The sequence below is a fragment of the Streptomyces sp. NPDC059695 genome, from assembly GCF_042733785.1.
In the GTDB taxonomy this organism is placed as follows: Bacteria; Actinomycetota; Actinomycetes; order Streptomycetales; family Streptomycetaceae; genus Streptomyces.
The window spans coordinates 188,435-200,838 of the sequence record NZ_JBHWFF010000007.1; the positions used below are offsets into that span (position 1 = coordinate 188,435).

10 protein-coding genes are annotated in these 12,404 nt (G+C 70.8%); 2 read left to right on the forward strand and 8 right to left on the reverse strand.

The features are described from left to right. Positions 1 to 110: 110 nt before the first annotated feature. The 3 genes from ACFV2S_RS11640 to ACFV2S_RS11650 form a co-directional block, all read right to left on the reverse strand. Positions 111 to 1,955, reverse strand: a complete 1,845-nt coding sequence (locus ACFV2S_RS11640) for an IPT/TIG domain-containing protein (protein ID WP_385556548.1) — start codon at positions 1,953 to 1,955, stop codon at positions 111 to 113. A gap of 449 nt (positions 1,956 to 2,404) precedes the next feature. Further along, positions 2,405 to 2,779 (reverse strand): hypothetical protein, encoded by a 375-nt coding sequence (locus tag ACFV2S_RS11645; RefSeq protein WP_383783908.1) that lies wholly within the window; start codon positions 2,777 to 2,779, stop codon positions 2,405 to 2,407. A gap of 381 nt (positions 2,780 to 3,160) precedes the next feature. Then, positions 3,161 to 3,556, reverse strand: coding sequence for a hypothetical protein (locus ACFV2S_RS11650; protein ID WP_385556550.1), 396 nt, complete (start codon positions 3,554 to 3,556; stop codon positions 3,161 to 3,163). A gap of 220 nt (positions 3,557 to 3,776) precedes the next feature. Here ACFV2S_RS11650 and ACFV2S_RS11655 point away from each other — a divergent pair, with 220 nt between their 5' ends. Next, positions 3,777 to 4,379 carry an exonuclease domain-containing protein gene (locus tag ACFV2S_RS11655; RefSeq protein ID WP_385556552.1) on the forward strand — a complete coding sequence of 201 codons (603 nt, stop codon included), beginning with the start codon at positions 3,777 to 3,779 and terminating at the stop codon, positions 4,377 to 4,379. Positions 4,380 to 5,127: 748 nt separating this feature from the next. On the opposite strand, the gene ACFV2S_RS11660 is transcribed toward ACFV2S_RS11655, so the two are convergent. After that, the gene (locus ACFV2S_RS11660) at positions 5,128 to 5,739 is read right to left on the reverse strand and encodes a GPP34 family phosphoprotein (RefSeq protein ID WP_385556554.1); all 612 of its coding nucleotides are present in this window, start codon (positions 5,737 to 5,739) and stop codon (positions 5,128 to 5,130) included. Positions 5,740 to 5,973: 234 nt separating this feature from the next. Then, a complete protein-coding gene (locus tag ACFV2S_RS11665) occupies positions 5,974 to 8,517 on the reverse strand; it encodes a hypothetical protein (RefSeq protein ID WP_385556556.1) in 2,544 nt (847 codons plus the stop codon). A gap of 459 nt (positions 8,518 to 8,976) precedes the next feature. Between ACFV2S_RS11665 and ACFV2S_RS11670 the strand changes: the two genes are divergently transcribed. Further along, positions 8,977 to 9,384, forward strand: coding sequence for a VOC family protein (locus ACFV2S_RS11670; RefSeq protein WP_385556558.1), 408 nt, complete (start codon positions 8,977 to 8,979; stop codon positions 9,382 to 9,384). Positions 9,385 to 9,514: 130 nt separating this feature from the next. Here ACFV2S_RS11670 and ACFV2S_RS11675 read toward each other — a convergent pair whose 3' ends face one another. The 3 genes from ACFV2S_RS11675 to ACFV2S_RS11685 form a co-directional block, all read right to left on the reverse strand. Then, a complete protein-coding gene (locus ACFV2S_RS11675) occupies positions 9,515 to 9,919 on the reverse strand; it encodes a hypothetical protein (protein WP_385556730.1) in 405 nt (134 codons plus the stop codon). Then, on the reverse strand, positions 9,888 to 10,496 hold the full coding sequence (locus ACFV2S_RS11680; RefSeq protein ID WP_385556560.1) for a hypothetical protein: 609 nt from the start codon (positions 10,494 to 10,496) through the stop codon (positions 9,888 to 9,890). The genes ACFV2S_RS11675 and ACFV2S_RS11680 overlap by 32 nt, the downstream gene beginning before the upstream one ends. A gap of 650 nt (positions 10,497 to 11,146) precedes the next feature. Further along, entirely contained in the window at positions 11,147 to 11,722 is a 576-nt protein-coding gene (locus ACFV2S_RS11685; RefSeq protein WP_385556562.1) for an alpha/beta fold hydrolase, read from the reverse strand. Between the last annotated feature and the right edge of the window lie 682 nt (positions 11,723 to 12,404).

Here is a 12,404-nt window from a genome sequence, read left to right on the forward strand (position 1 = left end):
AAGTGCGGCCCCCCAGTGTTCTCTCGTGTGGGGCGGTGGTGTAGTCCTCGGGGTGGGCGCAGCCGGGGCGCGGGGGCGGCACCCCCCGGCCGGCGCTCGGGCAGGGCGGGTCAGCCGGTGCGGATGAGACCGGCGGTGGCGGTGGCGGCTTCCAGGGCGGGGGTGCCGGTGAAGGCTGCGGTGTAGCCGAGGTGGAGGAGGACGGCGACCACGGGGCAGGGGCCGGCGCAGGTCGCGATGCCCGACGCGTTCGTGGTGGCGCTGCACACGGTGGTCGCGCCGACGGCGAACTTCACGGTGGCGCCGCTGACGGGCTTGCCGGTCGTGGTGTCGGTGAGGGTGGCCGACAGGTTCAGGTTGATGCTCAGCTGGCCGGGGGCCAGGGAGAACAGCAGGGGTGCGGCGGTGAGTCTCGTGGTGTCCCGGGTGTACGTGTAGCGGTCGGCCGGGCTGTTCCCGGAGGGGGTGGTGACGCTGACGTCGGCCGGCCCGGCGGCGGTGGCGGCCGGGGCGGTCGCGGTGATCCGGGTGTCACTGCGGACGGTGAACGAGGCGGCCGGGACGGCGCCGAAGGCTACGGCGGTCGCGCCGGTGAAGCCGGTGCCGATGATGGTCACGGCGGTGCCGCCGGAGACCGGGCCCTTGGCGGGGGTGACGCCGGTGATCGCCGGCGCGGAGGGCTGGTAGGTGTAGCTCCCCGCGGTGACGGTCCTGCCCTTGGCGGTCAGTGCGACGCCGACGGTGCCGGGCGTGTGGGCGGGGGCGGTCGCGGTGACGGTGGTGTCGTCGACCACGGTGACGCCACTGGCGGGGGTGCCGTCGAAGGTGACGGCGGTGGTGCCGGTCAGGCGGCTGCCGGTCAGGGTGACGGTGGTGCCGCCCGTGGCCGGGCCGTGGTCCGGGGCGATGGCGGTGACGGCGGGCGGTACGGCCTTGCCCATGGCCAGGCCCCAGGGGCGGGAACCGGTGGGGACGGTCGCGGTGACCGTGAGCGTCGCGGTGTCGATCACCGACACGGTGTTGACGAAGGTGTTGGTGGCGTACACACGGGTGCCGTCCGGGTCGGCCAGCACGCCGCTGGTCCCCGCGCCGGTCGGGACCGTGGCGACGACCGTGTTGGTCGCCGTGTCCACGACGGAGACGGAGTCACCTCCCCGGTTCGCTGCGTAGACGAGCCTTCCGTCCGGTGAGACGGCCACGTTCTGCGGCAGGCTGCCGACGGGCACGGTCGCGCTGACGGTGGCGGTGGCGGTGTCGATCACCGAGAGGCGGTTGTCGTTGTAGTCGGCGACGTAGACGTGGGTACCGTCGGGGCTGACCGCCAGTCCGGCCGCGTTCCCCACGGGGACGGTGGCGGTGACGGCGTTGCTCACCGTGTCGATCACCGACACCGTCTTGCTGGAGAAATGCCCGACGTAGAGCCTTCCGCCGTCCGGGGACAGGGCGAGGATGTCCGGGAAGCCGTCGGCCGCGATGGTGGCGGTCACCGCGAGGGAGGACGTGTCGATGACGTCGACACCGGCGGGGCTGTCCGTGTGGACCACGTACGCCCGCCCACCGTCCGGAGAGATGGCCACCGACTGGGGCGTGCGCCCCACCGCGACGGCGGCGACGACGGAGTTGGTCGCGGTGTCGATCACCGAGACCGAGTCGCTGGCGCCGTTCGCCACCCATGCCTGGGAGCCGTCCGGTGTGATCGCCATGCCCGTCGGCGCGCTGCCGACGTCGATGGTGGCCACCGTCGAACCGGTCAACGGGTCGATGGCGCTCACCGACCCCGCACCGGCGTTGGAGACGTACAGCAGCTGCCCCGCTCCGGCCGCGTCCGCCGGTCCGGCGGGAAACGTCGCGCCGACAACGCCGAGCAGGGCACCGGCCAGTGTCGCGGCTGTCGCGCGCCGTAAGCGGTGCGGAGCTCTGTCGCGTAGGTGAGGCCTGTCGATCGTGAATGCCATGAGCTACGCCTCTCGGATGAGTGACCAGACGTCCATGTTTCCGCTGTCAACTCATGTTATTCACAGGTTTTTTGATGAACTCTCACATGTTTCATTGTTGCCAGATCGACTCGGTAATTGATCTTTTTTGATCGGCATGGATCGGCGCGTCGGGTGTGCGCCTGCGGGAACGCACAGCTCCGGCGGACTGGACTGGACTGGACTGGACTGGAACTGCTTTATGGCAGCTGGGAGGAAAGGGCTTGGACCATGTCGGCAACGACAGACGCCCGCCCTTCGTCCTCGGGGTGAGGAGGAAAGGCGGGCGCGCGTGCGTGCGTGGCGGGGCTCATCGGCGAGCGGGGCGGGCTCCGCAATCGAGGCGAGAGCCGCACCCGATGCGGTCTCGCCGGGCTGCCCTACCTGTGGATCACGCGTGACCCACGTCCCCCGTGGTCAGCCGCGCGGGCTCAGTAGCCGGTGACGTAGGTCCAGTCGCCGTTCTGGGAGTAGGGGACGGCGACGTGGGTTCCCCAGCTGTAGCTGTTCTGGCAGTTGTAGCTGTTGTACGACTTGACCGTGAGGTCGCCTCGCCACCACCAGCCGGAAATGTAGGTGGTGCTGCCCGAGTTGATGTTGAAGCAGCCCAGGCTCTCCTCGCCGTTGTGGTTGTATCCGTAGAGCTCGATCGAGTGCCGGAGACCGGGCGTGGCGTGGTCCGTGAAGGCGATCTGCTGCCCGCTGGAGCCGGCGGAGGCCGTGCCCGCGCCCGCGAGGACTCCGGTGGCGGCCAGGGCGAGGCTGCCGGCGGCCACGGCGGCGCGTGCGGCGATGTTCTTGGACATAGGAAGATGTCCCCCGTTCGGTCGATGGATCGTGTACTCGGAGAACTTGTCGATCTCCGAACGTTTCATGATCAGGTTAGTTCTGCGCATCAACGGTTTAACAACAGCGCATCAACGAAGAATTGGGGTCCGGATCGCGTACAGGTTGAGCGGGCTTGGCGAGCGGGACCGGGTGGTCGATGCCGGTCACGTCCTCGACACCTGCGGGACCCCGCCCCTCCGTGATCTGCACGGATGCTCGACCTGGTCGTCAACTCCAGGTTCCCGGGTGGGTTGTCGCCGCGATCGGCAGGGACCTCCGAGGCCGCCATGCCCATCTGTTCCGTGGCGTTGACGAGCCCCGGTCGTAGGAGAGCGGGACGAAGAAGCGCTGACGTCTGGTCAGAGCTCGTACGGGTAAAGAGCGATCTTGTCGCGCTCGATGAAGAGCTCGACCCACGTGCCGTCAACACCATCAGGGAGAGGAGCAGCGAGGTCCAGCAGGATCTGGGTGCCGTCGAGGTCCATCACGGCCGCGCCGTCCACTGTGAGGCTCATCCGACCGCACAGGACGACGCAGTGCCCGCCGGGTCGGACTCCCGGTCCGACGCCGACGGCCGGTTTCGCGTTCCACCCCCAGGCGATGTCCTCGTCGACCGTCCACTCGACGTGGTACGAGCCCGGCTTCGCGGCTTGGTCTCCGCACCAGCGGACCGCTGTTCCTCCGAACGGTGTTCGGATCTGGGCCAGCCAGGGAGTCGAAGGAAACTTCGAGACCTTCACCAGTTCGACCAGCATCGTTCGATCATGCAGCATCAGGGCTGCCAACCGGACCCGGGGCGGGCTGAGGAGCGCGTTCTCTTCCCCGTATGGCGGTGGTGGTTGCTTCCCGTACACGCCGGCGGCGACGTGTGGGTGGCGGACCCTGAAGCGCAGGGAAGGCGTAGGATGCACGGGAGCTCGACGGCTCGCGGAAATACGGATGACCTGTCACGCCCCTCGTCCCTACTCTGCCGCCATGGAACACGGACCGGTTCTTCTGAACGTCATCGACGTCGAGGCCACCTGCTGGGAGGGGCAGCCGCCGCCCGGCGCGGTGAGCGAGATCATCGAGATCGGCCTCACTGTCGTGGATCTGACGGCCCGACGACGTGTGGATCGGCATCGGATCCTCGTGCGGCCCGAGCGCTCCGAGGTGAGTGATTTCTGCACCGAGCTGACCGGGCTCACGGCGGCCGAGGTCGGTGGCGGCGTCGGATTCGCCGAGGCGTGCCGGATCCTCGCCGACGCCCATGACGCGCGCAGCCGCCCCTGGGCGAGCTGGGGAGACTACGACCGCAAGCAGTTCGAACGGCAGTGCCGCGCTGCCGGCACGTCCTACCCGTTCGGGCGGCCGGCCGATCAGACGCACACCAACGCCAAGGCCGTGTTCACGGAGGCGTACGGCCTGCGCAAACGGCCCGGCATGGCAGGTGCCCTGCAGCTCGCGGGGCTCCCGCTGGAGGGCCGCCACCACCGGGGCGAGGACGACGCGTGGAACATCGCCGCCCTCGTGCTGGACCTTGTGGAGCGCGGGGCCTGGACGGCCTCGGGGACTAGTCTTTCGTCGACACCGTACTGAGGGCGCGGACCCTGCTGGTGAAGGTGGCAGGTGAACGTGGGCGCCACTCATGCTCTGCGCTCCATGGGGCCGCGCATCTGTCGGCTGGGTGGCCCCACGATGGCGAGCGTACGGCCGTCGGCACACGTGCCCCCCTGCGCGGAGCGGCGGAAGCCGACCCGTGAACGGAATGCGCGGGTTTCCAACGGCGATGATCTCGTGCAGCTCGCACAGCGCGGACGGTATGAAGCAGGGCCGTAGGCCGGGACGGACCTCCGCAAGGACGTTGGCACCGGCGGCTGGTGATCTTGCCGGGTTGGCGGTCGTGGCCCCCTACCAGTTCGTCGAGGTCGCCACGTAGGTGCACGCCTACTCCACGAAGAGCAAGAGCTCATCGGCGCCCGCGGCCGCACGCATCCCGGCCGCCGGCGCCCACGACATCGCCCCGCGCAGGCCGACGATCGCGGCCCACTGCCTTGGACTGGCGCTCGAGCGCCCCACCAGACCTCGCCCAGCGGCCCCGCTTCCCCGCGCAGCGCACACGCGTCCCCGGCCAGGCCGACCCCGCATAGCTCCTCGTCCAACAGGTCCTCACCGCGCTCAGCGCCGGACTCGGTCTCCCCGTCCCGCAGGCCTATGCGCAGTGCGCCGCGGCCCGCCTCACGGCGGCAGAACGCTGCTGTCAGGCCTCAGCGGCACGCTCGTATCCGGTCCGGTCGGCAGCCCGGGGCCGCTCGCCCTCAGCGCGCTCTCGACGAGGGGCCTCGGTTCACGGCCCGCGCCAGATGTTGGCGAAGGCGGCGTTCTCGATGGTCCGTCGCTGGCGGACGGCCTCCAGTTCCATGATCGCGTCGTGGACGGCGGCGACCACGGCCGTGGCGGCCTCGTCGTCGAGACCCGGCTCCGCGTCGGAGTCGGATGGTCCGCCGTCGATGCCGACGGCCGAGGCGAGCGCGACCAGGACGGGTTCCCCGCGTTCCCAGCGGTCGACCGCTTCGTGGCGGGCCGCAGTGTCGACGGGTTCCACCCGTCGCGCGCCGAGCGACAAGCGGCCCCCTCGCTTCCGCGCGAGCTCTCCGTCCGTCTCCAGCGCGCTCTGGTAGGTGGCCGAGAGGTCCCTGCCCCGGCGCCACAGCCAGTCCTCGATGCCTTCGTACGGCGTCGTCCGGACGATCCCGGCGGACGCCTCGCCGAGGAGGATGTCGTCAGGAGCCCACGCCTCTCCAGGCACCACGCGGTCGCCGTCCGTGGTCACGTGTCCGGCATCGAGGAGGTCGATCAGCTCGGCCCCCGCGAGGGCGAGCGACAGGTCCCCCTGCCCGACGGGTGGCTCCTGCCCGGATCCCATCGCGATGATGAACAGGTCCTTCGCCGTGCTCATGCGGCTCCCCTCGCAGACGTCGACGTGCGCGCGCCCCGCCCCGCCCGGCCGTGGAGCCGTCGCGGCGGTGACACGCTGCCCCTGCCAGTATCGTCCAGCCGGCGAGTCCGCGGCACTCCTCCTGCGCCGCGGCGGCCGGGTCACGCGATCCGGGAGGCGGAGCAGCCGAAGGGCCGCGCCCTGTGCAGGGCGCGGCCGTACGAGATCGGATCGGGGTCGGCGAGCTGCTCGGGGTCAGGACTCCTTCGTCAGGATGCAGAGAAGGGAGCAGGCCACGGCCGAGGACGCCGCGCTGGTGGTCGGGGGAGTGCCGGGGGGTGCGTTCAGCCCGGAGAAGGTGGCTGATGCCGTGTTCTTGAGCGGCAGGGCCAGCAGGAAGGAGCTGCAGTAGACCTGCCTGCTGGCGCCGACCGCGAGGTCGAAGGTTCCCGCCGCTGTCTGGCATGCGTGGGTGGTGGGGTCGTTGACCGTCACCCCGGTCGCTGCGACGGGACCCGTGTTCGTCACGGTGATCCGCCAGTACGCGGTGCCGAGCAGTTGCAGGAGGCCCACGGGGCTCTTCTTGGCCCAGGGACCCGCGCCGCCCGGTCCGCACGCGTGTGGGTTCGAGACGGTGCAGATCTCCTTGTTGACCGTCACCGCGGGCTTGCACTGCGCTCCGGGTGCAACGGCGAGGTCGACCGTGTTGGAGGTCAGGGATCCGGACCCGTCGGTCGCGGTCGCGGTGTCGGAGACCTGCGTGACCGCGCAGTCCGCCTCGACGACCGTGCGCACGCAGACCTGCGGCGCGTCGCCCTGATAGCTCGTGACCAGGGACGGGTGGTTGGTGGCGGTGAAGTCGGCCGCGCTGTTCAGGACGAGCTGGACGGTGACGGTGATCGCCGGATGGTCGGCGGCGGAGATGCCGCTGAGGTCGACGGTGCCGGACGGGGTCAGGGCGGGCGCGGCGAGGACGGTTCCGTCCGGGGCGGTGACCGCGACGGCCGACGCGGCGAGGTCGACGTGGGTGAGGTCGATGGCTTCGAGTCGCGCCTCGGTGTACCCCTGGACGTGGCCGGAAGAGCCGTCGCAGTAGAAGTCGGACGGCTTCAGGGTGACGGACGCACCGCTGTGCACGCACGGAGTGGCCCCCGTGCCGGGGTCGACGGAGAAGAGGATGCCCGCGTCGCCGAGGGCGATCAGGCAGCGGGTGGTGGCGTCGTAGGTGTAGCCGTAGTCACGGGTCGCGCCGCCGCCCACGCCCGGATGGGTGGCGGTGGCCGGGAACCCGGCGCACGACTGCGCCGTGGTCCAGCTGTAGCACAGGGTCGCGCCGGGGACGGGCCCGCCCCAGACGGGGAAGTAGCTGCGGGTGTCGTCGGCGGTGGTGACGACCTCGGGGTTGAAGACGAGGACGCCGTTGCCCACGGTGCCGAGCCCGGTGGCCGGTGCGGCGAGCGGTGCGCCGTCGATCCCGTAGCACGTGGTCAGCGGCGATCCGCTGTTGCTGGTCGCGGTGCACACGCCGTTGGCCGCGCCGGAGGAGGTGTAGGAGGTGAACGCGTTGTACGTGTAGTGGGCGGCGCTGGGGCCGGCCGGGTGCGCGGTCTCCCACCCGGAGCAGACCGTGGCTGTGCCCGGGTCGAAGCAGCCCAGGGCGGGCGCGGCGGCGAGGGTGGACCCGCTGGTCTGGGGCGATGAGGAGACGAAGACCTTGCCACCGGCTGTGGTCATGCCGCCGAGGTAGAGCGAGCCCGTCGCACCGGGCAGGTCGTGGTTGGGCCGCACGACGGGGGCGTACGGCTGTCCGGCGCAGGGCGTGCGGCTCGCGATCTCCAGGCAGAGCACCTGGCCGGTGCTGGCGACGCCGTACAGGTTGCCGCCCTCCGCGACGAGACCGGCCATGCCGTTGGCGCTGGACGGAGTGCCGCCGGTGGCCCGCAGGGCGAAGAACCCGCAGTTGGCGCGGGCGCCGAGGTCCAGGCATCCGACGCCGAGGGCGGCCGCCGTCACAGCGGGGTAGTAGAGCACGCCGGGCCGGCCGGGGTCGAGCACGTACTGGGGTGTCAGGGTGCTGCTGATGTTGCCGGTGCTGCCGGAGCCGAGGGGGCCCGGGGTGGTGTTGAGGGGGCGAGGCCACGGGCCGCCCGCACAGGGCTGGCCGGTCGACAGGTTGCTGCACACGGCCTGCGGCGCGGCGGGGCCGGTGTGGTGGTACATGTTCCACGCCTCGACGTCACCGTCGTCGGTGCGATGCAGCACCGGGGTGAAGCCGTCGCCGCCGGTGGACTGGGCGGTGGGCCGCACCGGCGGCAGGAGGGGGCCGGCATGGGAGGTGCCGCCGGGACGGGCCGCGGGATGGCTCGCGCGTACGGCGCGGGTCGCGGTGCCCGGGTCGCTGTCGGTGAAGGTCGTCCCGTCGGTGGACCATCCGGGAGTCCACCCCGGCGGCACCTTGAGGGAGCCGGGGACGTAGGTCTGGGAGGTGCCGGCGCCGGCGATGGGGTCGGTGATGACGGCGGGAGCCGGGGCCCCCGGAGCGGCGTTGGCGTAACTGACCGTCCAGTTGACGGTGGAGCCGTGGTCCACCGGGATTCGGCCGGGTTCGGTCACGTTCTGAGCGGTCTTCACCAGGGACGAAGCGGTCTTCACCGGGGTCGACGCGTCGACGGCCTCCGAGGGAGCCGGTTCAGAGGCAGTCGACGTGGCGGCGAAGCCTCCCGTGGCGGTCAGCGCGAGGGCGGTCAGCACGGCGGCCGCTGTGGTGCGCAGCGGCCGCCTGGATCGGTATGCGGGCACGGGACGGGACATAGGCTTCCCATTCTGTGTCGTGGAGCGCGTACCAACGGACGTGCAGGGCAGGTGCACGCAGACGCATACCGTAAGGGTGCAGTTTCACCCCGTCACTGGTTTTGGTGAAGGCAGACATGTTGCGACGGGAAGTGCGCGCTAAGTGCCTGTAGATGGAAGCTTGTTGTAGGTATGGCTTCTCGAACCTTCACGATCGAGTGCTGATTCTGTCCGGTGGCCGGTCCGGGTTTACGGGCGACGCGGGCGCGGCAGCACCGTACGACCGCAGGCGGCCTGTCGCCGAGTGACAGCGCCGCGGCCCACTCCGGCGCGTTGTCATCGAGGCCCATGACGTAGACGCCTGCCTCGGCGGCGAGCGGGCGCTGGGCACCGGGGCAGGTCGCGCAGCAACAGCGCTACAGAGAACATGCCGTGTCTGAAGGGGACTTGAGCGGGCACACGCACACCATGACCGCTACCAAGACCGCCCTCCTCGTTCTCGACAGCACCGATCCAGAACCTCTGGCCCGCTTCTACGCCGAGCTGCTCGGTGCCACCGTCGAGCCGAGCCCCGGCCACCCCGAACTGCTGCTGATCTCCGGGGCGGACGGCATCGTCCTGGGTATCCACCACGACGCCGGACACGCCCCGCCCAGCTGGCCCCGTCCCGACGACTCCCAGCAGTCCCACGTGTGGATCGTGGTGGCTCCGGACGCCCTCGACGAGGCCGAACGCGACGCGATCTCTCTGGGAGCCCGTCCCCTGGATGCCGAGAGGAACGGAACCAGGACGGACCGGCGCACCGATGTACGCCGGTTCATGGATCCGGCCGGGCACACCTTCGTACTGGCCCCCGTGGGCGGCCTTCCCACGTGACGCCGGGCGCCGGGCCCCGGCTCCGTGACGGTCCTGGAGAAGGTCCGCGTGCTACGACAAACTCCCCGTCCGCTACGAGACGACCGTCATGGTCGCTGCCCATCAGCGAGTGGCCGTGACCCTTTGGCCATCACGCGGTGGGATCCACGTTCCACACTGCGGGCAGGTCGCCGCCGCAGAAGACGCAGACGAAGTCGTCCTCGCGCACGATGTTGTGCTCCTGGCACTCGGGGCACCGGCGGAACACCACCTCGTGGGTGAAGCGGGTGGGTCGCCGGAGCTCTGCAGCGTCGAGAGCGCGGGCGACCTCCGCCCAGGAGGTGACGTCTGGGCAGTACCCGGTGGACTGGTTGCTGACCTCGATCACGGTCCACCGTTCTGCCTCGCTCATGAAGCGGATCTCGCCGGCACCCAGAACCATGTCTGGCACACGCCCTGGACCTGACTCCGCCCTTGCCGCGGCGGGGTGGGCGGCTGAGTGGAGCCCGGTTGTACGCGACCAGTCAGCGATCGGCCGCGGTGACGCCACGCGCAGTGGCGATCCACGAGATCTCGTGGCGATTGTCGGTGATCTGCCCGAAGGCGCGGGCCGCCTGGGCCGCGGTCGGCCGGCTCCTGTCCCTCGAAGGGGTGGACAGCAGAACCGACATGGCGGCCGAGAGCGTCTTGAGGGCCATGTAGGGCGCGACCCGGGAGGACCCCCAGTCGAGCGGTTCCCCTCGCTCGATGGTCCGCCGGACGACCTTGAACGCCTGGCGCACACCGCCGAGCAGGTCGATCTCGCCCGTGCTCAAGAGCCGCTCGGCACTCAGCTTGGCCATGAGCGCTTCGATCGCTCCCTCGGCGGCGGTCGCGCGTTCGAGGCAGCTCCAGCCGCTGTGCTCGGGTGTGGTGACGGGTGTGTGATGGCTCGTCAGGGCGTTCCAGGTCTTCCAGATCGCGACGAACTCGCCGTACAGCCGCTGAAACTCCTGGGCGGCGGAGAGCCCCCTCTCGCGCTGCATCTTGACCTGGTCCCAGCGGTCGGTGACTCGGGTCGTGACCAGCCAGCCTCCGCCGAGGGTGGCTGCCACCGCGAGAAGGGGGGCACCTATCGACTCGATGATCGACATGCTTCTCCTGAAACGGGGCCTCGGGAGACTCATTGAATCGTGCCGAGCCACGCGGGGAAACAGGGCGGACAGCCCACGAACACGCTCCGTCGAGCCGTGCAGCGACGGGGACGGGGGTACCCGCGTATTCCCCTGGCCTCTCTCGATGCCGGCGGGGCGAGACGCCCTCGGTGAGAACCAGGCCGTGGTGTCAACGGCCGCTGACATTGCATCGGCCTGAACCAGGCGACCTCTGGGCTGCAGCCGATCGACTACAAGGACTGACGCTGCTCCATGCGCCGGGCAGCCTTCGGTCCGCCTCGAATCCCGTAGGCCGCGCCGACCCATCCGCCCCGGACCTCACCGCCTCAGACGAAGGGCGCCGAGGCCCGGCCGCAGCCGTCGTATGGCCATCGAAGATCGGTGGGCCACTAGATGGTTCGTACACGACGAGGGTGACGTCGGGTCCCGACCGCTTCCGCAGGGTCGGCGATCGGGGCCGGCGCCGCCTGCGGAATGGGGGGCCGCAGGCGGCGCGTCAGCCACCTTTTACCGCGGCCGCCCACGAGTGGGGGTCCGTAGACGGCGGCGCGGCTGCTCGTCTGCCCGAAATTCCGCGGGTCACACATCATGCTTTCGGAGCTGCGGCACGCGAGAGCCGGTAACAGGGGTCAGGGTCCGGTGCACCCTCGCAACGCTTCAGCGCTGTCCGCCGGTACCTCGGGGAAGGGAGCGAGTCCGAGCAGAGCCGTCACCGCTTGCGCTGTGCAGCGGTGCCACCGGCGAGCGTCACGCAGCATGGTGTGGCCGCCTCTGGGCATCGTGATGCCCACGACGTGGGCCCCTGCGGTGCGGGCGTGAGCGAGGAAGGCCCAGGTGTCCGCGGCAGAGGTGACCGAGTCGGCCTCGTCGTGGAGCGCGACGACCGTGCGCCCGAGCAGGTGCGCCGTGGGCTCGCCCGGCGGACACCAGGGGGCGAGTGCGACGACGCCCACGACACCAGGCCCGGCCGCGGCGCGCAGCGCGGCCCGACCGCCGAGGGAGTGGCCGACCAGGACGACGGGCACGGAGCCGGTCAGCGCGCGCAGCTCCTCCAGGGCACGTCCGGTGTCGGTGACGGGATGAGCGTCGTCGCCGTTCCAGCCGCGGTGCCGGTAGCGGACGTGAGCGACGAGGACTCCCTCGCGTTCCGTGGCGCGCGCGATCGCGGAGGCGAAGGGCCGCATCCGCCACCCGGGCAGGTTCACCCGGGACAGCGGCCGTAGATCGTCCGCGCGGCCCCCTTGCAGGACGAGGACCGCGGCCCTTGCCCGGGAAGGCGGTGTTCCGGTGGAGAGGGGGACGAGAGCCGATCGGTGCATGTGATGCGCCTTCGCTGCTGGCTTGGTCATTCGCTACTGAGGGGCCGGGGAAGCGTTCCTGGGCGAGCGGCCCGCGAAGCGTTGCAGGGCGGGGTGGCCGGCAGGGAGAAGCCGCTGGTACGAGTGCGGTAGGCCGGGCATCCGGGACAGTCGTGCATCTCCTTCCCCAGGAGGCGCTGCTACTGACGGTGAGCAGCGGGGGTAGCAGGGTCGGGGAGACGAAGGATGTACGTGACCCTGCCGTGCGGAGCGGCCGCGCAGCCGAGCCGCCGCAGACTCCACCAGTCAAGCCTGCCCCTGAAGTGCTTGAGGTGTCGAGGAGGAGCGGTGCGCCGCGCCGCGTCGGCCAGGGCGACGCCAGGCGGCCCCCTGGCAGCCGGGCGGCTCACCTGGGCCGGATACTGCATCCCCGCATCCCCTGTCAGGCTCATACGCGGGGCCGTCCGGGCAGGTCAGGTCGTCCGAGGCGGCACGTCGCCCGCCCCGGACGACCGTACCCGAGCCGCCCCGACACGCGCACCGAGCAAACAAGGTGTTGTCGGTGGACGGTCCCCCGGTCGCACGGCCG